Source organism: Amycolatopsis sp. NPDC104587, from assembly GCF_055583645.1.
In genome coordinates this window covers 15,141-34,988 of sequence record NZ_JBVJNO010000013.1, presented here as the reverse complement: position 1 = coordinate 34,988, position 19,848 = coordinate 15,141, and the positions used below count along the sequence as shown (strand labels likewise).

General features: G+C 73.7%; 18 protein-coding genes. 14 read left to right on the top strand and 4 right to left on the bottom strand.

Annotated features, from left to right (window positions below):
* Positions 1-8: 8 nt before the first annotated feature.
* Genes ACZ61C_RS34820 through gntA form a run of 5 tightly spaced genes read left to right on the top strand, consistent with a single transcriptional unit; the run spans position 9 to position 4,384 of the window.
* Positions 9-1,148: an acyl-CoA dehydrogenase family protein gene (locus tag ACZ61C_RS34820; RefSeq protein WP_465312140.1), complete on the top strand. Its 1,140-nt coding sequence runs from the start codon at positions 9-11 to the stop codon at positions 1,146-1,148.
* Positions 1,145-2,209 (top strand): HAD-IIIC family phosphatase, encoded by a 1,065-nt coding sequence (locus ACZ61C_RS34815; protein ID WP_465312139.1) that lies wholly within the window; start codon positions 1,145-1,147, stop codon positions 2,207-2,209. Before ACZ61C_RS34820 ends, ACZ61C_RS34815 begins: the two co-directional genes overlap by 4 nt.
* Complete coding sequence (locus tag ACZ61C_RS34810) at positions 2,206-2,949, top strand: thioesterase II family protein (protein ID WP_465312138.1); 744 nt, start codon at positions 2,206-2,208, stop codon at positions 2,947-2,949. Before ACZ61C_RS34815 ends, ACZ61C_RS34810 begins: the two co-directional genes overlap by 4 nt.
* A complete protein-coding gene (locus tag ACZ61C_RS34805; RefSeq protein WP_465312137.1) occupies positions 2,946-3,683 on the top strand; it encodes a 4'-phosphopantetheinyl transferase family protein in 738 nt (245 codons plus the stop codon). The genes ACZ61C_RS34810 and ACZ61C_RS34805 overlap by 4 nt, the downstream gene beginning before the upstream one ends.
* A complete protein-coding gene (gene gntA / locus ACZ61C_RS34800; RefSeq protein WP_465312136.1) occupies positions 3,680-4,384 on the top strand; it encodes a guanitoxin biosynthesis heme-dependent pre-guanitoxin N-hydroxylase GntA in 705 nt (234 codons plus the stop codon). Before ACZ61C_RS34805 ends, gntA begins: the two co-directional genes overlap by 4 nt.
* A 126-nt stretch (positions 4,385-4,510) precedes the next feature.
* On the opposite strand, the gene ACZ61C_RS34795 is transcribed toward gntA, so the two are convergent.
* Positions 4,511-6,889: a BTAD domain-containing putative transcriptional regulator gene (locus tag ACZ61C_RS34795; protein ID WP_465312135.1), complete on the bottom strand. Its 2,379-nt coding sequence runs from the start codon at positions 6,887-6,889 to the stop codon at positions 4,511-4,513.
* Between the two features lie 356 nt (positions 6,890-7,245).
* Between ACZ61C_RS34795 and ACZ61C_RS34790 the strand changes: the two genes are divergently transcribed.
* From ACZ61C_RS34790 to ACZ61C_RS34770, 5 genes are read left to right on the top strand one after another with little or no spacing between them, the layout of a single operon-like run.
* Complete coding sequence (locus ACZ61C_RS34790; RefSeq protein WP_465312134.1) at positions 7,246-8,877, top strand: fatty acyl-AMP ligase; 1,632 nt, start codon at positions 7,246-7,248, stop codon at positions 8,875-8,877.
* Positions 8,858-9,127 carry an acyl carrier protein gene (locus ACZ61C_RS34785; RefSeq protein ID WP_465312133.1) on the top strand — a complete coding sequence of 90 codons (270 nt, stop codon included), beginning with the start codon at positions 8,858-8,860 and terminating at the stop codon, positions 9,125-9,127. Before ACZ61C_RS34790 ends, ACZ61C_RS34785 begins: the two co-directional genes overlap by 20 nt.
* Before the next feature lies 1 nt (position 9,128).
* A complete protein-coding gene (locus ACZ61C_RS34780; protein ID WP_465312132.1) occupies positions 9,129-9,446 on the top strand; it encodes a hypothetical protein in 318 nt (105 codons plus the stop codon).
* On the top strand, positions 9,446-12,652 hold the full coding sequence (locus tag ACZ61C_RS34775; protein ID WP_465312131.1) for a WXG100 family type VII secretion target: 3,207 nt from the start codon (positions 9,446-9,448) through the stop codon (positions 12,650-12,652). Before ACZ61C_RS34780 ends, ACZ61C_RS34775 begins: the two co-directional genes overlap by 1 nt.
* Before the next feature lie 19 nt (positions 12,653-12,671).
* Positions 12,672-13,070, top strand: coding sequence for a hypothetical protein (locus ACZ61C_RS34770; protein ID WP_465312130.1), 399 nt, complete (start codon positions 12,672-12,674; stop codon positions 13,068-13,070).
* Between the two features lie 40 nt (positions 13,071-13,110).
* Here ACZ61C_RS34770 and ACZ61C_RS34765 read toward each other — a convergent pair whose 3' ends face one another.
* Positions 13,111-13,920, bottom strand: a complete 810-nt coding sequence (locus tag ACZ61C_RS34765; protein ID WP_465312129.1) for a class I SAM-dependent methyltransferase — start codon at positions 13,918-13,920, stop codon at positions 13,111-13,113.
* Positions 13,921-13,945: 25 nt separating this feature from the next.
* Here ACZ61C_RS34765 and ACZ61C_RS34760 point away from each other — a divergent pair, with 25 nt between their 5' ends.
* Together ACZ61C_RS34760 and ligD (ACZ61C_RS34755) are read left to right on the top strand one after the other, a co-directional pair.
* Entirely contained in the window at positions 13,946-15,493 is a 1,548-nt protein-coding gene (locus ACZ61C_RS34760; protein ID WP_465312128.1) for a glycoside hydrolase family 13 protein, read from the top strand.
* On the top strand, positions 15,490-17,055 hold the full coding sequence (gene ligD, locus ACZ61C_RS34755) for a non-homologous end-joining DNA ligase (RefSeq protein ID WP_465312127.1): 1,566 nt from the start codon (positions 15,490-15,492) through the stop codon (positions 17,053-17,055). Before ACZ61C_RS34760 ends, ligD (ACZ61C_RS34755) begins: the two co-directional genes overlap by 4 nt.
* A 6-nt stretch (positions 17,056-17,061) precedes the next feature.
* Here ligD (ACZ61C_RS34755) and ACZ61C_RS34750 read toward each other — a convergent pair whose 3' ends face one another.
* On the bottom strand, positions 17,062-17,973 hold the full coding sequence (locus ACZ61C_RS34750) for a PfkB family carbohydrate kinase (RefSeq protein WP_465312126.1): 912 nt from the start codon (positions 17,971-17,973) through the stop codon (positions 17,062-17,064).
* A gap of 243 nt (positions 17,974-18,216) precedes the next feature.
* On the opposite strand from ACZ61C_RS34750, the gene ACZ61C_RS34745 reads away from it, so the two are divergent.
* Complete coding sequence (locus ACZ61C_RS34745; protein ID WP_465312125.1) at positions 18,217-18,612, top strand: STAS domain-containing protein; 396 nt, start codon at positions 18,217-18,219, stop codon at positions 18,610-18,612.
* Position 18,613: 1 nt separating this feature from the next.
* On the opposite strand, the gene ACZ61C_RS34740 is transcribed toward ACZ61C_RS34745, so the two are convergent.
* Complete coding sequence (locus ACZ61C_RS34740) at positions 18,614-18,835, bottom strand: hypothetical protein (RefSeq protein WP_465312124.1); 222 nt, start codon at positions 18,833-18,835, stop codon at positions 18,614-18,616.
* 87 nt (positions 18,836-18,922) lie between these two features.
* Between ACZ61C_RS34740 and ligD (ACZ61C_RS34735) the strand changes: the two genes are divergently transcribed.
* Positions 18,923-19,843, top strand: coding sequence for a non-homologous end-joining DNA ligase (ligD, locus tag ACZ61C_RS34735; protein WP_465312123.1), 921 nt, complete (start codon positions 18,923-18,925; stop codon positions 19,841-19,843).
* Positions 19,844-19,848: the final 5 nt, after the last annotated feature.

The window sequence follows — 19,848 nt, the reverse complement described above, 5'->3', positions numbered from 1 at the left end:
AGGCCGAGGTGACGGCGAGGACACGGCCGGAGGCTCCCGAGCTCGTGGTGGTCGGGCGCTTCGTCGACGACGAGGTCGCCCCGCACGCGAACGGGTGGGAGCAGGCCGAAGAGATTCCCCACGAAGTCCGCGGGCGGGTGGCCGACCTCGGCCTGTGGGCCCCGTTCCTGCCGGTGGAGTCCGGCGGCGCGGGCATGGACATGGTGACCCTCGGGCGGGTGCACGAGGAGGTCGGCCGCGGCTGTTCGTCACTGCGCAGCCTGCTGACCGTGCACACCATGGTCACCGCCACGGTCGAGCGCTGGGGCGACGACGAGCAGCGCGAGCGGTGGCTGCCGGCCCTGGCCGCCGGGGACACCCTCGGCGCGTTCTGCCTGACCGACCCGGACTTCAGCGGCAGCGACGCCACCGCGGCCGGCACCGTCGCCGTCGCCGGCCACGGCAGCTGGACGCTCACCGGCCGCAAGAAGTGGATCACCGGCGGCCAGCGGGCCGGGCTGCTGCTCGTGTTCGCCCACACCACCAACGGGATGACGGCGTTCCTGGTGCCGGCCGACCACCCCGGCGTGCGGGTCACGCCGGTGCGGCACGTGCTCGGCACCACGGCCAGCATGCTGGCCACCATCGAGTTCGACGACGTCCGGCTCGACCCGGACGCGCTGGTCGGGCCGCCGGGCTGGGCCGCGGGCACGGTGATGACCGGCGCGCTCGACCTCGGCCGCTACAGCGTCGCCTGCGGCTCGGTCGGGATCGTGCGGGCCGCGCTGGCCGCGTCCGCCGCCTACACCTCGGAACGCTCGGCCGGCGGCGGGCTGCTGCGCGACCTGCCGCAGATCCGCGCCAAGATCAGCGACATGGTCACCGCGCGCGACGCCGCGCGGCTGCTGTGCGAGAAGGCCGGACGGCTCAAGGACGCCGGCGACCCGGCGACGATCATGGCCACCTGGGTGGCCAAGTACTTCGCGTCCACCGCGGCCGCGCGGGCGGCGTCGGACGCCGTCCAGATCCACGGCGCGAACGGCTGCGGCCCCGACTACCCCGTCGCGCGGCTGTACCGGGACGCGAAGGTGATGGAAATCATCGAGGGCAGCACCCAGATCCAGGAGCTGACCATCGCGGACGAGGCCTACCGGGAGGTGGCGGGATGACCAGCGCGGAAACCACGGCGGTGGCGGAGAAGCCGAAGCGCGGCCGCATCAAGTGCGTGGTCTGGGACCTGGACAACACGGTGTGGGACGGCACCCTGCTGGAGGACGGCGACGTCACGGTGCGCCCCGGCGTCGTCGCCGAGATCAAGCGGCTCGACGAGCTGGGCGTGCTCCACTCGGTGGCCAGCCGCAACGACCACGACGCGGCCATGGCGCGCCTCAAGGCGGCCGGGCTGGCCGAGTACTTCCTGCACCCGCAGATCACCTGGAACCCGAAGTCCGGGTCCGTGGAACGGATCGCGAAGGCCCTCAACATCGGCCTGGACGCGATCGCGTTCGTCGACGACCAGCCGTTCGAGCTGGAAGAGGTCGCGCACGCGCTGCCCGCGGTGAAGACCGTCGACGTCGCACACCTGGCGGAAACGCTGGCGTCGGAGGAGTTCCGGCCCAAGTTCGTCACCGACGAGTCGCGCGTGCGCCGTCAGCTCTACCGGGCCGCCGCCGAGCGGGACCAGGTGGAGCAGGACTACGAGGGCACGAACGAGGAGTTCCTGTCCACTTTGGACATGACGTTCACGATCTCGGCCGCGCAGCGCGAAGACCTGCAGCGCGCCGAGGAGCTGACCGTCCGCACCAACCAGCTCAACTCGACCGGGCGGACCTACTCCTACGACGAGCTGGACCGGCTGCGGACCTCACCCGACCACGTGCTGCTCGTCGCGTCGCTGTCGGACAAGTACGGCGGCTACGGCAAGATCGGCCTGGCGCTCGCCGAGCGCGGCGCCGAGGCCTGGCACCTGCGGATGATGCTGATGTCGTGCCGCGTGATGTCCCGCGGGGTCGGCACGGTGCTGCTCAACCACATCATGGGGCTGGCCAAGGCCGAGGGCGCCAAGCTGCGCGCGGACTTCGTCGAGACCGGCCGCAACCGCGTCATGTACGTGACGTACGCGTTCGCCGGGTTCAGCGAGATCTTCCGCGACGGCAACCAGCTGGTGCTGGAGTCGGACCTCGGGCAGATCCAGCCGCCGCCGGCCTACCTGACGCTGGAGGTGCGATGACCACGGCGACCGCGCGGCCGTGGCTGCCCGGCGGGCTGCCCGCGACCGGCGCCACGAAGCTGTTCTGCTTCCCGCACGCCGGGGCGAGCGCGGCGGTCTACCGGAGCTGGACGGCCGCCGCGGGGGACGACCTGGTCGTGCTCCCGGTCCAGCCGCCCGGGCGCGCCGAGCGGGGCCGCGAACGGCCGCACGACAGCGTCGAGGCGCTGGTCGACGACGCCCTCGACGGCCTGTCCGACACGCTGACCGGGGACTTCGCCTTCTTCGGGCACAGCCTCGGCGCCCTCGTGGCCTACCTGCTGACGCGCCGGCTCGCCGAGCGCGGCGCGACCCTGCCGCGGCACCTGTTCGTGTCCGGCCGGGCCGCGCCCCAGCTGCCCGACACGCGCCCGCCACTGCGCGCGCTGCCCGACGACCGGCTCGCCGCGGAGCTGCACGCCCTCGGCGGGCTGCCCGACGTCCTGCGGCGGGAGCCGTCGCTGCTGGCGATGTTCCTGCCGCTGATGCGCGCCGACCTGGCCGTCAACGAGACCTACCGGCACGTGCCGGGGGAACGGCTGCCGGTGCCGGTGACCGCGTTCGGCGGTGACCACGACCCGCGGGCGAGCGAGGACGAGCTGGCCGCGTGGCTGGAGCTGGGGACGGACCCGGCCGTGTTCACCTACGTCGGCGGGCACTTCTACCTCGAGGAGCGGGTGCCGGAGCTGCTGCGGGTGATGCGGCGGAGGCTGGCGCGGTGACCACGGACTGGTCGCCGGCGTGGCGGCAGCCCTCGGGCGCGGTCGGCGAGCGGCTGCGCCCGGGCCGCGACGTGCACGTCTGGCGGATCGGCCTGGGCCGCGTCCTCGGCGTGTCCGACGTCTGCGGCCTGCTCGGCCGGCTGTCCGACGACGAGCTGCGCCGCGCGGCCCGGATCACGGTCGACGAAGAGCGCACGCGGTTCCTGGCCTCGCACGTCGCCCTGCGCGACGTGCTGGCCGGGTACGTGCCCGGCGAGCTGCGGTTCACCCGCGACGGCGACCGCCCGGCGCTGGCCGGGGACTCCGGGCTGGAGTTCAGCCTGTCCCGCTCCGGCGGCCTGGCGCTGGTCGCGGTCGCCGCCGGGGTGCGTGTCGGTGTCGACGTCGAGGAGATCCGCGCCGTGGACCACGTCGGGCTGGCCTCACGCACGCTGGCCGCGTCCGAAGCGGCCGACGTCGCCGAGCCGGAGACGTTCTTCCGGTACTGGACCTGCAAAGAGGCCTACCTCAAGGCCGAAGGGGTCGGCCTGGCCGGGCTCCCGGGCCCGGCCTTCACCCTCACCGGCGGCGAAGCGGAGTGCCCGGACAGTCCCGGGTGGACGGTCATGGAACTGGCCGCCGGCCACGGCCACGCCGCGGCGCTGGCCGTCCCGGCGCGCCCGGTGACGGTGCGCGCCTTCGACTGGCTCCCGGGCCGGACCCCGGCCGGAGCGCACGGGAAAGGAGCGACATGAGCGAGCCGCGAGCGGAGCTCGAAGAGTTCATCCAGACCAAGGAGTTCAGCTGCCTCGGCGCCCGGTCGGCGCTCAAGCGCGGCTCCATCGAACACGGCCACTACCCGGCACTGGGCGACCCGGCGTCGGCTCGTGCCAACTACCGCGACCTACTCGGGTACGCGCGGGGCATCCGCCCGACGCTGTCGGACAAGAGCTTCCGCACGTTCGTCTCGACGTTCGAGACACCCGGCGGGACCCTCGACGAGGAGGAGCACGAGCGCCTGTTGTGGCGCCACCTCCAGCTGATGCACGACATCGACAGCCGCACGTACGGCCTCGACGAAGGCGCGACGTCCGACCCGGCCGAGCCCAACTTCGGCTTCCACGTGGCCGGCCACGCGTTCTTCATCGTCGGCATGCACCCGGGTGCGTCCCGCGCGAGCCGCCGGTTCGTCCGCCCGGCGATCGCGTTCAACTCCCTGATGCAGTTCATGCTCCTGGGCGACAAGTTCTTCTCGATGCAGGACGCGATCCGCAAGCGCGAGAACACGAACAACGGCTCGGTGAACCCGAGCTTCACGACGTACGAGTACCAGATGCCGTCCCGCCACTTCGCGGGCCGGATGACCGAAGAGGACTGGAAGTGCCCGTTCAGTTCCCGGCACGAGGCGTCGGCGGTCAAGTACGACTCGGACGTCATGCAGCGCCCCACCGGCTGACGTCGGACACGGCAGAGCCCCGGTCACTTCGGTGGCCGGGGCTTTGTCGTGCGCCGGGACTCCCGCCGTGTGCGGGACATGGCTGTGCCGCCTCCCGCAGCGAGAGGCGGCACAAGACTCGGACGCTCAGGCGGGGATCTCCGTGCGGGCCGCCCGGCCCACCGGGCGGCGCAGCAGCTCGGTCCGCACCGACCGCGGGATCCGCTGGTAGGCCAGCTCCCGCAGCGCCGCGCGCCGGAACGTGAAGCCGTCCTCCTCGCGCTGCAGCACGTCGCGCTCGGTCAATGCCGTCAGGGCCGCCGCCACCTCCGAGGCGGACCGGTCGCAGACCGAAGCCACGTCGGACGCGTCGAAGACGTCTCCGGTCAGCGTTGCCGCCTTCAGGACCGCCTTCTCGGCCGGGGGCAGGCTGTCCAGCAGGGCCGACAGCGTCCGGCGGACCAGCGGGGGTGTCGTCTGGGCCGCGAACGGCGTTGTGCGGCCGCGGACGCTGTCCGCGTAAGCGTGCGCGAAACGCGGGTTGCCGCCGATGCGCGTGATCAGGTCGCGCTTGCCGCGGGCCAGGCGGGTCGTGCCCGGGAGCAGGACGTCGAGCAGGCCGGCCACCGCGTCGTCGGCGAGCGGGGCCAGGGTGACCGTCGTCTGCCCGGCCGAGCCCGGCGCCGGCTCGGGCGAGCCGGGGCGCGCCGTCGCCACCACCAGCACCGGCAGGCCCGCGCAGGCGCCGCCGAGGGTGGACACCGGCAGGCCGGACTCGTGGACGTCGTCGGCCAGCACCACCAGCGGGCCGTGCGCGGTCAGCTCGGTCGCGGCCGCGTGCACCGCGTCGTCGTCGCCCTCGGCGCGCAGCCGGGCCACCGTGCGGGGGAGCAGCCCCGGCGCGCCGGCGAACGTCGCCGCCAGGTCGCCGGCCGCCGCCAGCACCCGCACCTCGGGCCGCTTGGCCAGCAGCTCGCCGAACTCCGCGAGCAGCCGCGTCTTGCCGATGCCGGGCTCGCCGAGCACCGTGATCCGGTGCGGGCGGCCGCCGTGCTCGACAAACCCGAGGAAGTGGGCCAGCAGGGCGAGGTCGTGGTCGCGGCCGGCGAACGTGCCGGGGTCGGGCGTCTCGGCCACCCCGTGCGGACGCACCGAAGCCGCCTGCCACCAGTCGGGGGAGTCGTCGGCGGCGCCGTAGACCACCGTCGGTTCGCTCGCCTCCCGCACCGCGTCGGAGACCCGGACGCGGCCGTCGGGGGCGGCCAGCGCGGACCGGACGCAGCGGTCCAGCACCGGCCCGGTGACCACCGGACCGCCGGGGGAGGACTCCGCGAGGACGTCGCCGGCGTCGACACCGATCTGCGTGACGACACCCGCGGCGGCCAGGCGGTCGCGGATCCGCAGCGCGGTGCGGACCGCGCGCACGGCGTCGTCGTCGCGGGTGCCGGGCAGGCCGAACACCGCCAGCTGCACCGGGCCCGGGCCGCCGGGCAGGTGGGCGCCCTCGGCCTCGGCCTCTTCTTCGGCGACGGCGCGCAGCCGGGCGAGGACCTCGACGGCGTCCTCGGGGTCGTCGTCGCCGGTGTCGGCGGGGGCGATGCCGACCACGACGACCGGTTTCCGCTCGGCGTCGGCCGGCTCCGGGCGCGCCGGGGCGACCGCGATCACCGGCGGCGCGGGCGCGACGGGCGGCGCGGGGGTGACCGGCGGCGCCGGCAGGACCGGCGGCGCGACGGGCCGGGGCGCGGGTTCGGGCGCCGGCTCGTGGGTCAGCAGGGTGTCGTCGTGCTGCAGGATCGCCCGCTCCAGCTCGCGCAGCTCCTTGCCCGGCTCCAGGCCCAGCCCCTCGGCGAGGGCGACCCGGGTCGCGCGGAAGACCTCGAGCGCGTCGACGTGCCGGCCGCAGCGGTACAGCGCGGTCATCAGCTGGCCGTTGAGGCGCTCGCGGTTCGGGTGCGCCTCGGCCAGCGCCCGCAGGTCGGTCAGCACCTCGTGGTGGCGCCCGCGGTCCAGCTCGAGCGCGAACAGCTCCTCGTGCACGGCCAGCCGCTCGTCCTCGAGCGTGGTGAGCTCGGGCCAGGCGACCCCGGTCTCGGCGAGGTCGGCGAGCATCCGGCCCCGCCAGAGCCCGAGCGCCTCGCGGTAGGCCGCGATGGCCGTCTCGTCGTCGCCGGCCGCGGCCCGCCCGGCCGCGACCAGCCGCCGGAACCGGGCGACGTCGACCTGCTCGCCGTCGACCCGCAGCAGGTACCCGGGCGCGTGGGTGAGCAGCATCGGCGGCTCCTCCCCGGCGCCGGACCGCGCGGCGAGCGTCGTGCGGAGCCCGGAAACGGCGTTCTGCACCATCTTGCGCGCGGTCGCGGGGACCCCGTCCGGCCAGAGGGCCGAGAGCAGCGTGCTGGTCGCGACGACCTCGTTGTGGTGGAGCAGGAGGAAGGCCAGCACGGCTCGCTGGGTCGCCCCGCGCAGCACGACCGGGCGTCCGTCGTGGACTACGTCGAGTGGGCCGAGAAGGTCGAAACGCACGGGTCACCGCCTTGTCCGGGCTTGTGAAGACGATCTCCACCGTGGGCCACGAACGGGGTCGCGGACAACGCCTGGGGCCCGATACTGGCGGGGTGCCAGGCCGCACCGGAACGATGCCAGTTACCGCCGGATGTGTTGACGATGACCGGGGCAACTGCTATCGGAAACCGGCCGGAACCGAGGGGAACCGAACGTGGGCCCGCCGCGTCCGAGTGGTCGTGGTGGCGCCTGGGAAGGCCGCCCGGCCCGCGAGCAGGACGGCGGCCCGGGCGCTCGGTGCTGCCCGCGGGCACCGTCCACAAAGCACCACGCACCGCGGGCGAACCGGAGCCGGGGCGTCCAGTAGGTTGCGGAGCGTGTCCCGTCCGACCGTGTCCGTGCCCGAAGCGGTGCTGCGCACCTCGATCGTGGAGTGCCTGTTCGCTCGCGCGGACGACGAGCGCCCGCTGTTCACCCACCAGGACCACACGCACACCACGGAACACACGCTGACGTGGGCGGAGTTCGCCGCCCGGGTCCGCGTCGTCGCCGGGGAGCTGCGCCGGGCCGCCGAGCCGGGGGAGCGGGTCGCGATCCTCGCCGGGCAGGAGCTCGCCTACCCGCTCGCGTTCTTCGGCGCGCTCGCCGCCGGGCTGGTCGCCGTCCCGCTGATGGCGCCGTCGAACCCCGCGCAGGCCGAGCGGCTGACCGGGATCCTCGCCGACTCCGGCGCGCGGCTGCGGCTGACGTCGAAAGCCGTGGCGGAGCGCCTGCCGGGAGACGGCCTGATCGTGGTCGACGACCTGGCCGGCCCGGGCGCCGACCCGGTGCCGTCGGAGCCGGAAACGCCCGCCTACCTGCAGTACACCTCCGGTTCGACGCGCGAGCCGGCCGGCGCGGTCGTCCCGCACCGGGCGATCGTCGCGGCCTGCTGGCAGGGCAGCCGCGCCTACGCCGTCGACGAGGGCACGACGTGTGCCGGCTGGATCCCGTTCTTCCACGACATGGGCCTGATCCAGCTGCTGTGCCTGCCGGTCTTCGCCGGCGGGCGCTCGGTGTTCATGGCCCCGGCCGAGTTCGTGCACCGGCCGGAACGCTGGCTGCGGCAGCTGAGCGACTACCCCGCGGTGTTCACCGCCGCCCCGAACTTCGCCTACGACCTCGCGGCCGACGCCGCGGGTGCGGGCGAGTTCGACCTTTCCGGCGTGAGTGTCGCCCTCAACGGCAGCGAACCCGTCCGGCCGCGCACGGTCGAGCGGTTCCAGGAGGTCTTCGGGCCGCACGGGTTCCGCCGCGAAGCGCACCGGCCGTCCTACGGGCTCGCCGAAGCCACCGTCTACGTCGCGAGCGCGGGGCCGGAAGGCCCGCGGGGCGCGATGTTCGACCGCGAAGCCCTCGCGCAGGGCCGGGCCGTCGAAACCGTCGACGGCCAGGAACTGCTGTCGGTCGGCCGCCCGGTCGGGCAGCTGGTGCGGATCGTCCACGACGGCCGGGAGCAGCCCGACGGCCTGGTCGGCGAGATCTGGGTGCACGGCCCGAACGTCGCGACCGGGTACTGGGGCCGCGGCGACGGCACGGCGTTCGGCGCGACCCTCGACGGCCTCGGCGGCTGGCTGCGCACCGGCGACCTCGGTGTGGTGCACCGCGGCGACCTCTACGTCACCGGCCGGCTCAAGGACCTCATCGTCATCGACGGCCGCAACTTCCACCCGCAGGACATCGAAGCCTCCGCGGGCGAGGCCCACGCCGCGGTGCGCCGTGACCGCGTCGCCGCGTTCGGGGTGTCCGACGACGAGGGCGAAGGGGCCGTCGTCGTCGCGGAATGGGTGCGCGGCGCCGAGGCGGACACCAAAGAGGTGACCCGGGCCGTGCTGCGCGCCGTGTCGAAGGAGCACGATCTCACGCTCCGTGCGGTACGTCTGGTCCCTTCCGGCGGACTTCCGCGCACATCCAGTGGCAAGGTCGCCCGGTCGGCCGCCAAGGCACGTTATGGTGGCGGCCGTGGGTGATCACCGCGCCGAGGTCACGAGGGTCGTCATCGACACCTTTCGGCTCGACCCGGCCCTCGTCGAGCCCGACGCCCCGCTGGAGGAGCTCGGCATCGACTCGAAGGGCCGGATCCGCCTCCTGGCGGCACTCGAGGTCTATTACGGGGTCACCATCGACCTCGACCTGCTCGACCGCTTCACCGACGTGGGATCCGTGGCCGGCGTGCTCGCGGAAGCCCTGGGAACCGAAGAATCCGAGGAAAGGCGCTGACATGAGCGGCGGGGGGTACACCGCGACGACGGAAGCGTTGTCGACGGCGTCCAAGACGATCGGTGACCTGGCGGAGCACCTGCTGGACGACAACCCGGACCTGGAGACGCCGGAGGTGACCGCGGAAGGGTTCGGCCGGGCGCACAACGCCCACGCCGCGAAGTACACCGCGGGCGCGCAGGCGCTGTGGGCCGCGGTCTCCGGCTACAGCACCACGCTGGGCTCGTTCGGCACGAACCTCGGCACCGCCGGGTCGGCCTATGGCGCCAACGAGGAAAACCAGGCGGGCGCGATCACGAACGCCGGAGGGTCGCTCTGATGGCCGAGAAGAAGAAGTGGTCCGACGTCAAGGCGATCCTCGACGACCCGAGCGTGCCGGCGGCCCAGAAGAGCACGCTGATCAGCAGCTGGCTGCGGGAGAACCCGCCACCGCCGCCGTTCCTGGCCGACCAGGAACCGGACGACATCAAGCAGAAGCGCCAGGAAGCCGACAAGTACGCGACCGCGTACAACGCGAACCCGCTGTTCGCCGGGCAGTCGGTCGACGAGGCCTACGACAAGGCGAAGTCGAGCGGCGACCAGAACTCCTACAACGAAGACCAGGAGAAAAAGGCCGTCGACGACGGCAAGGCCAAGCTCGACGGCACGAAGCCGCCCGCCGCGGGGGAGAACGGCGCGGGCGCCTCCGGGACGAAGACGTCGGACGAGATCTTCGACGCCGCCGCGCCCGCGCTGAAGCTGTTCGAGACGTTCGGGTCGCTGCTGGCGAAGATCCCCGCCGACTGCCGGGGCAACACCCGCGCGATCGACCTCGACAAGGACATCCGCGCGCCGTTCGACGAGCAGCGCGGGATCAGCTTCGAGCACTTCGTCAACGACGCCGCGCACTTCAAGACCGGCTCGGAGACGGTGGACCGGACGGTGGAGGACACCGGTTCGCAGCTGGGCTCCCTGTTCAAGACGTGGACCGGCGCCGGCGCGGACGCCGCGTCCGACACCTACAACGACAAGATCCAGCCCAAGGCCTCGAAGCTGTCCCAGACGCTCGGCAACGTGAGCGAAGCGACGCTGAACACCGCCACCACGGTGTTCCAGCTGTGCAAGGGCAAGGCCGACGCGGTGGTCGGGATGTACACCGACCTGGTCGGCAAGGCCGACTACACGATGGCGCAGAAGGTCATCGCGGTCGCCAGCGGCGAGCACGGCAACGAGCAGGACCTGGCCCAGATCGCGGGCTGGATGGATCTCAACTTCGGCACGAACCTGGTCAAGACCCTCAACGACCAGGGCTGCTGCGACGGCGACGAGATCAAGAAGCACGGCCAGGACCTGGCCAAGCAGTGGATCCAGAACCAGTTCAACCCCGACATGTGGGACCGGCTGTACCAGGGGTTCGCGAAGACCTGCAAGGACACCAAGGACCTCGTCGACCAGGCGTACGACGCGCTCGACAAGGTGATGGGCAAGGTCAAGAACGAGTTCGAAGGGGTGTCGCTGCCGGGCGGTTCCGGCGGGGGCCCCGGGAGTACTGGCGGCACGGGCGGCGGTCCGGGTGGCTCGGGCTCCGGGTCCGGGTCGGGTTCCGGCTCGGGTGGCTCTGGTTCGGGTGGTTCCGGGTCGGGCGGCTCGGGTGGCGGCTCCGGTTCGGGCATCCCCGGTGGCGGTGGCCCGGGCGGTGGCGGTTCGGGCTCCGGGGGTTCCGGCAGTGGCTCCGGCTCGGGGATTCCCGACGGCGGCGGCTCGGGTTCCGGCTCGGGCTCGGGTTCCGGTGGTTCGGGCTCGGGTGGTGGTGGCTCGGTGCCGCCGATCCCCGACACGACAACACCTTCCGACAGCGGTCCGGCGGGCGGCGGGTCCGGTTCGGGTTCCAGCGGTTCTGGCTCGGGTTCCGGCTCGGGTTCCGGCTCCGGCTCGGGTGACAACGGCCAGGCCGCGGCCCAAGCCGCCGCGGAGGAGGCCAAGAACAAGGCGGCCGACGCGCTGAAGCAGTTCAGCGGCCCGGGGATCCAGACGGATTCGGGCGCGGGCGGCGCGGGTTCCGGGTCCGACCTCGGCTCGGGTTCCGGTGGTTCGGGCTCCGGCTCGGGTTCGGGTTCGGGTTCGGGTAGTGACGACACTTCGCCGTCCTCGGTGCCGCCGCCGTCCTCCGGTGGTCAGGACGCGGCGGCCGCGGCCGCCGAAGCGGCCAAGAAGAAGGCCGCCGACGCGCTGGCCGAGTTCAGCGGCCCGGGCATCGAGACGGATTCGGGCGCCGGCGGCGGTTCGGGCGCCGGAAGCGGCCTCGGCGGTGACGAAGGTCTCGGCGGCGGCGGTTCCGGCTCGGGCGGCGGGTCCGGGTCCGGGTCCGGTTCGGGCTCCGGCGACGACGGCAAGGCCGCGGCCGAGCAGGCCGCGGAGGACGCGAAGAACAAGGCGGCCGACGCGCTGAAGGAGTTCAGCGGCGACCCGATCAAGACCGAACCGGCCGGCGACCACCCGGGCCTCGACACCGACGGCGACGGCAAGCCGGACAGCCCGCTGGGCGAGGACAAGGACGGCGACGGCAAGCCGGACCACCCGCTGGGCGAGGACAAGGACGGCGACGGCAAGCCGGACAGCCTGCTCGGCGACGACAAGAACGGAGACAAGGACGGCGACGACACGCCGGACACCCTGAAGGTCAAGCAGGGCGACAAGACCTTCGAGATGACCGAGCCGGACCACGACGGCAAGATGGACATCAAGGTCGGCGACGGTTCCGGCCCGCTGAAGGACTTCAAGCTCGACTGGTCCGACGACGCCAAGGCGGGCGACGGTCCACAAGGGACGGACGACGTCCACTGCCCGGGCCCGGACGGCAAGATCCACATCGACGACGGCGGGGTGAAGATCACCGCCGAGCGGCCCGACGGGCCGGACGGGCCGACCGTCGTGACCGTCGACGACGGCAGCGGCAAGCCGACCACCTACACCCTCGGCGAAGACGACAAGGACACCCCGGGCGGCGCCCACCACCTCGCCGACGACACGCTCGGAGGCGGCAAGAAGGACGCCCTCGGCGACACTCCGATCTCGCCCGCGCACGGCGTCAAGATCGACGATCTGCCCACCCACAGCGGCACCCTCGACGGGATCACCGGCGGCGGTGGCGGCGGGCACGAGGGGCTCGGCGGTGGCGGGGGTGGCCTGTCGTCGGCCGGTCTCGACCCGGTCGGCGCCGGAGCGGCGTCGGGCGCGCTCGGCGACACGCCGTCGTTGTCCGAAGGGGCCCACAGCGGGACCGCGGCGCACCAGCCGCAGCCCGCCACGGCGGCGTTCGCCCCGGCCGGTGCCGGGGCGCCCGGCGCGGCCGGCCAGGGCTTCGGCGGCGGCGGGATGGCGCCGATGGGCGGCATGGGCGGCGCCGGGGGCGGTGGCGGCGACCAGGAGCGCAGCAACCGGGCCTACCGGATCGACGGCGGGGTCTTCGAGCCGATCGCCGAGCCGACCGGCCGGATCGTCGGCTCACTGGACGAGGAGGAGCCGCCGGCCGCCCGCCGGTGGTGAGCGTGGCACGGGAGGACGCATGACCGACATCAGCGGGATGAAGGCCGAGCTGGACGGCCTGGTCCGCGAGCAGTCCGAGCGCCGCGCGCTGCGGGAACAGCGGGGCGAGGAGATCAAGGCGCGCTCGCAGGAGTACATGACGAAGCAGGTCCAGGCCGCGGAGCGGTACGTCCAGCGCCGCCGGGAGCTCGCTCAGCGCAAGACGAAGTCGGGGTGGAGCACGGACCGTTCGGGCGCGGAGCCGCCTTCGGCCTTCGACTCGGACGCGTTCGGCGGCGAGCCGGGCTCGGCGTCCCCGTTCGCCCCGACGTCGGCGCCCCCGATGGCCCCGCCGTCACCCCGCGACGAGCCGCCCCGCCGCGGCCGCCGCGCACGCATGGACGAGGACGACGACGGGTTCACGAACAACCCCTGGTGAACGGGTCCGGCCGCGGCGAGCATCCGCTCCCGCGGCCGGATCACGGCCACCAGAGGTCGACCGCGATCTCCCGCAGCGTCTCGGCGAACACGCCGTCCGGGCTCGCTCGCCCCAGCAGCTCCCGCAGCTCGGCCTCGAACTCCGCCCGCCGGTCGCCGAACAGGTGCGGCGCCGAGCTCGACAGCGAGAACACCGCCGCCACGATGTCGTCGAGCTGACGGACGACCACCCGCCCCGGCACCTCGAACCGCCGCGGGCCGCCGAACCCCGCGGCCCGGTAGATCTCCGCTTCACCGCCGGCCGTCCCGCTCGGCAACGACCCCTGGCCCGCGCGCCGCACCGGACCGAGGAACTTCCGCACCAGCTCGGTGATCGCGTCGTGCGGTGGCGGCGGGTGCGCGAGCGCCCCGCCCTCGACCCCCTGGTGCGTCGTCGCGTGCACGTGGGCGCAGGCGCCGCCCGGCTCCAGCATGGCGCGCACCGCCGTGGCGACCTGCAGCCGGTCGAGCCAGTGGAACGACTGGGCGAACGTCACCAGCCGGAACCGGCCCAGCCCGGCGGGCAGCTCCTCGGCGCGCCGGTGCACCCAGCGGCAGTTCCCGATCCCCGCCGCGGCGGCGAGGCGCCCGGCCTCGGCGAGCATGTCCGCGTCCGCGTCCAGCCCGACCGCTTCCGCGAACTCACCGGCCAGCAGCAGCGTCAGCGAACCGGGCCCGCAGCCGACGTCGAGCAGGCGGCCCGACCCGTCGAGCCCGGCCTCGGCCACGATCGCGGTGGCGAGCTCGCGCGGGTAGGCGGCCCGGCCACGTGCGTAATACCCGGCGCTGCCCGCGTACAACGACGAATCCATGCCCTCAGCGTAGATACTCGGATCCATGAACGAGTGGTGGCGCGACGCCGTGGTCTACGAGGTCTACGTACGCAGCTTCGCCGACGCAGACGGCAACGGCGTCGGTGACCTCGCCGGCCTGCGTTCGCGGCTCGGGTACCTGGCCGACCTGGGCGTCGACGCCGTGTGGACCACCCCGTGGTACCGCTCGCCGATGGTCGACGGCGGTTACGACGTCGAAGACCACCGGTCCGTCGACCCGCTCTTCGGCGCCGACGACGACGCGCTCGAGCTCCTCGCCGAGGCGCACCGGCTCGGGCTGCGGGTGATCATCGACGTCGTCCCGAACCACACCTCCGACCGCCACCCCTGGTTCCGGGCCGCGCTGGCCGCCGGCCCCGGCTCACCCGAGCGCGCGCGGTACCACTTCCGGCCCGGCCGCGGCGTGGACGGCGAGCTGCCGCCCACCGACTGGCGCAGCGTCTTCGGCGGCCCGGCCTGGACCCGCGTGCCCGGCGGCGAGTGGTACCTGCACCTGTTCGCCCCCGAGCAGCCCGACCTGAACTGGGACCACGCCGAGGTCCGCGCCGAGTTCGAGGACCTGCTGCGGTTCTGGTTCGCGCGCGGCGTCGACGGCGTCCGCATCGACGTCGCCCACGGCCTGCTCAAGGACCCGGGGTTCCCCGACCTCGGCGCCGAAACCGACGTGAGCCCGCACTGGGACCGCGACGGCGTGCACGACGTCTACCGTTCGTGGCGGAAGGTCGCCGGCGAGTTCGGCCCCGACCGCGTGTTCGTCGCCGAGGCGTGGGTCGACCGGCCGGACCGCCTCGCGCGGTACGTCCGCCCGGACGAGCTGCACACGGCGTTCAACTTCGACTTCCTGCTGGGCGACTGGGACGCCGTCAAGCTGCGGGCGGTGATCGACCGGACCCTCGACGCGCTGGGCGCGGTCGGCGCGCCCGCGACGTGGGTGCTGTCCAACCACGACGTCGTCCGGCACGTGACGCGCTTCGCGGGGGAGTCCGGCCTCGAGTCCGGCCGGCGACGGGCCCGCGCCGCGCTGCTGCTGATGCTGGCGCTGCCCGGCGGCGCTTACCTGTACCAGGGCGAAGAGCTGGGGCTGGAAGAGGTCGAGGACCTGCCCGAAGCGGTGCTCGCCGACCCGACGTGGGAACGCTCCGGCCGCACCCGCCGCGGGCGCGACGGCTGCCGGGTGCCGCTGCCGTGGTCGGGGACGGCGCCGCCGTTCGGGTTCACCGAGGACGGCGTCCGGACGTGGTTGCCGCAGCCCGGCCACTGGCGGGAGCTGACCGCGGAGAAGCAGGCTGCCGACCCCGCGTCGATGCTCAGCCTCTATCGCGCCGCCCTGGCCGCCCGCCGGGCGCACCCGGCGCTGGGGGACGGGACGCTGGGATGGCTGCCCGCGCGGGAGGGCGTGCTGAGGTTCGGCCGGGAGCCGGGGTTCGAGTGTGTGGTGAACCTGTCCGCGGAGCCGTACGAGCTGCCCGGGGACACGCGGGTGCTGCTCGCGAGCGTGCCGCTAGCGGACGGCCGGGTGGCTGCGGACGCGGCCGTGTGGGTCGAGCGGTGAGCCCGGCGGACCGCAAACTGCGGCGTTACCAGGAGATGCGCGACTTCGGCCGGACCGCCGAACCGGCCGGCGGAGACGCGTCCGGCCCCGACGGTCACCGGTTCGTCGTGCAGCGGCACCGCGCCCGCCGGCTGCACTACGACTTCCGGCTGGAGCTCGACGGGGTGCTCGTCAGCTGGGCCGTGCCGAAAGGTCCTTCGCTGGACCCGAAGGCGCGCCGGCTGGCCGTGCACGTCGAAGATCATCCGATCGAGTACGCCGACTTCGAAGGGGTCATTCCGCACGGGGAGTACGGCGGCGGCGACGTCATCGTCTGGGACCGCGGGGTGTGGCGGCCGGTCGAGCCCGACCCGGCCCGCGCGATCGAAGAGGGCACGCTCCACTTCGACCTGGACGGCGAGAAGCTGGCCGGGCGGTTCGTCCTGGTGCGCACCAGCCGTGGCGACAAGGAACAGTGGTTCCTCCTGCACAAGACCGACGAGCACGACCAGGCCGGCTGGGACGCCGAGGACCATCCGCGGTCGGTGAAGAGCGGCCGCACGAACGACGAAGTGGCCGCCGCGCCCTCGGCGTTGTGGCACGGTGACCGGCCGGCCGCGCAGGCGGAGGAGGCCGTCGGGTTCCCGGCCGCGACCGAGGACGAGCTGGCGGCCCTCGACGACCTGGGCGCCAAGGGAAAGTGGTCGATCGGCGGCCGGGAGCTCACGCTGACCAACCTCGACAAGGTGCTCTTCCCCGGCCCGGCGCCCGGCACGAAGCGGGACCTGATCCGCTACTACGTCACGGTGGGGCCGGCGATGCTGCCGTACCTGGCCGGGCGCCCGCTCAACACCCAGCGGTTCCCGCAGGGGGTGACGGAGCCGGGCTTCTACCAGAAGGAGGTCCCGCGGCACGCGCCCGAGTGGCTGACGACCTGGCACAACGAGCGCGCCGACGCCGGTGAAAGCCAGCGGTACGTCGTCGCGGACAGCGTCGCGACTTTGGCGTGGCTGGCGAACTACGGCGCGCTGGAGCTGCACGCGTGGACGTCCCGCGCCGCCGACGTCGACCACCCGACGTGGGTGCTGTTCGACATCGACCCGGGCCCGGAGACGACGTTCGCCGACGTCCTGGAGCTGGCGCGGCTGCACCGCACGGCGCTGGAGCACCTCGGCCTGACCGGGCGGCCCAAGGTGACCGGGCAGCGCGGCGTCCAGGTCTGGGTGCCGATCGCGCCGCACCGGACGTACGAGGAGACCCGGACGTGGGCGGAGACGGTGTCCAAGACCATCGGGCAGGTGCTCCCGGAGCTGGTCAGCTGGGCGTGGACGAAGGACAAGCGCCGGGGCCGCGCCCGGCTCGACTACACGCAGAACGTGCGCAACAAGACGCTGGTCGCGCCGTACAGCGTCCGTCCGCGCCCGGAGGCGCCGGTGTCGGTGCCGCTGGAGTGGGACGAGCTGGACGACCCCGGCCTGAAACCGGACGGCTGGACGATCCGCGACGTGCCGGCGCGGCTGGCCGAGCGCGGTGACCCGTTCGCGGCGTTGCTCGGCGTGGCGCAGGAGCTGCCGGGGCTGTAGCCGGGTTCACGCGTGGACGACTTCCAGCCCCTGCGGCTGCAGCCGGTCGAGGTCGGGCCGGGTCAGCCTTGGCCGTCCGCCCGCGTGCTCGGTGGTCGCCGCCGCCGCGGCCACCGCCAGGCACGCCGCCGTCTCCAGCGGCCGCCGGCGGGTGAGCGCCGCCGTCAGCGTCGCGACCAGGGCGTCCCCCGCGCCGGTCGGATCGACCACCTCGGTCTCGACGTCCGGGAGGAACCAGGTGCCCTCGGGCCCGGCGAACAGGGTGCCCTGGCCGGTCACCTCGAGCACCACGAGCGACGGCCCGCGCCGGCGGAGCTCGGTGGCCGCGCGGGCCGCCGTGGCGACGTCGGACAGGGGTTCGCCGGCGAGCAGTTCGGCGTCGTGCCCGTCGGCACGCACGACGTCGGCCAGCGCGAGCAGCTCGGGGGTCAAGGCCTCCGGCGCGCCGTCCAGCACGACCCGGGTGCCCGCCCGGTGCGCCAGCCGGGCCGCCAGCAGCGCCGCCGGGGCGGGCTGGCGCAGCTGGACGATCAGCGAGGCCGCGGCCGAGATCGGCGCGGACGCGGCGAAGACGTCGGTCTCGGTGACGAGCGTGCCGTCCGGGACGTGCTCGCGGCGGCTGCGGCGGCCCTGGTCGTCGACCACGTCGACCAGCCGCGCGGTCTCGGTGCCGGGCCTGCGGACGACGTGGGTCGTCCCGATCCGGTCGGCCCGGGCCTGGGCGCGCAGCGTGTCACCGGCGGGGTCGTCGCCGACCACGCCGACCAGGGACACCGACGTCCCCAGCTGGCGCAGCGCCACGGCCTGGTGGGCGCCCCTCCCGCCGAGCGTCGCCTGTCCGTGCTCGACCGGCGCGTCCGCGGCCGGGAGCACCAGGTCGCAGGCCACCTGGCCGACAACCACCACTTCGCTGTACATCATCGGCACCGCCGGTCGGTCATGACGCCTCCTCGGTTCCCCGGTTCGGTTACCCGGAGCGACGCGAGGGGCAAACCGCACGATCGGGGGGCTCGTTTTTCTTCGAGGGTGCCGAGTTTCCCGGATCGTGGGAGGCCCGCAGAAAGGGGGCGTTTCCGACGCGGGACTTTGGGTATCAAGATCCCGTCCTTGATCACCTCGCTGCGACGCCGGCCCGCCCGGCGCGGAAGGCCTGACGAACCCGTGTTCCCCACCTCCCCGGTCCCGGCCCGGTCCGCGCCGCTCGTGGCGCGCCGGACGGAGTACCGCCCCGGTTTCCTGGTGCTGACCCTCACCGGCGAGATCGACGCCCTGACGCTGCCGATCCTCGACCGCGAGCTGCGGGCGGCGCCACCGGGCACCACGGTGGTGGACCTGACGAAGGTGGCGTTCGTCGGCCTGGCCGGCGCCCGGGCGCTGGCGGCGGCCGCGGAACGGGCCGGCAGCGAGGGACGCCGGTTCGGCGTCGTGGCGAACAGCCGCACCCTCGCCCGGCTGTTCCGGATCACCGGCCTGGCCGCGGTGGTCCCGATGTTCGCGTCGCTCTCGGACGCGCTGCGGGAGCTGCTCTCGGCCGGGATCCAGGACGCGGCCAGCTGACCTACTTGCGGCGGCCGAGCGCCTTGGCGCGGTCGTGCGCCCAGCCGGCGAGCACAACGCCGATCGCCGTCGCCACGACGTAGCACACCAGCGTGCCCGCGAAACCGGCGTCGAGCCAGCCGAGGAGGCCGAGGTGCTCGTGGTCGATCAGCAGCCGGATGGCGCCCTGGGCGCCGATGACGGTCAGCACCGCTCCCACGATCTGCAGCACGTCGAACTTCACCGTGGTCCCCTCTCGTTGGTGATACGACTGCATCATAACCACGAGTGACGGATGTGCTCCACCGCCGGGGGCGGTAGCGTGTGCGGTGTGGCGGGGAGCCGGATCACGGTGCAGGTGGGCGAGCGGCAGCTGACGCTCTCGAACCTCGAAAAGGTGCTCTACCCGCGGCACGGGTTCACCAAGGGCGAGGTCCTCGACTACTACACGCGCATCGCGCCGTTGATGCTGCCGCACATCCGCGACCGGGCGATGACCTTCGTGCGGTTCCCGGATGGCGTCACCGGCAGCTCGTTCTTCGAGAAGAACGTCTCCCGGCACGCGCCGGACTGGGTCCGGACCGCGAGCCTCGCCGTCGGCGGCCGCGGCAAGGACCCCGAGATCATCGAGTACCCGCTGATCAACGACCTGCCCGAGCTGGTGTGGGCGGCCAACCTCGCCGCGCTCGAGCTGCACGTCCACCAGTGGACGGTCGAGGACGGCGACGAGCGGAGCACCCCGGACCGGCTGGTGTTCGACCTCGACCCGGGGCCGGGGGCGAGCGTGGTCGACTGCTGCCGCGTCGCCGAGCAGCTCTACGAGGTCCTCACCGAAGACGGGTTCACGCCGGTCGCGAAGACCAGTGGCTCCAAGGGGATGCAGCTCTACGCGGGGGTCGTCACGGCCGACGGCGCGGAGACGTCGCAGTACGCCAGGGCGCTGGCCGAGCGGCTGGCCGCCCAGACGCCGGACCGCGTCGTCGCGCGCATGACGAAAACCCTGCGGCCGGGCAAGGTTTTCATCGACTGGAGCCAGAACAACCCCTTCAAGACCACCGTGGCGCCGTACTCCCTGCGCGGGCGCGACGAGCCGACGGTGTCGACCCCGGTGACGTGGGACGAGGTCCGCGCCTGCCGGCACGTGACGCACCTGCGGTTCACCGCCGACGAGGTCCTCGAGCGCGTCGACGAGCTGGGCGACCTCTTCGCCGATCTGGAGCGCACGCGCGTCCCGATTCCTGCGTTCGGCTGAATTTC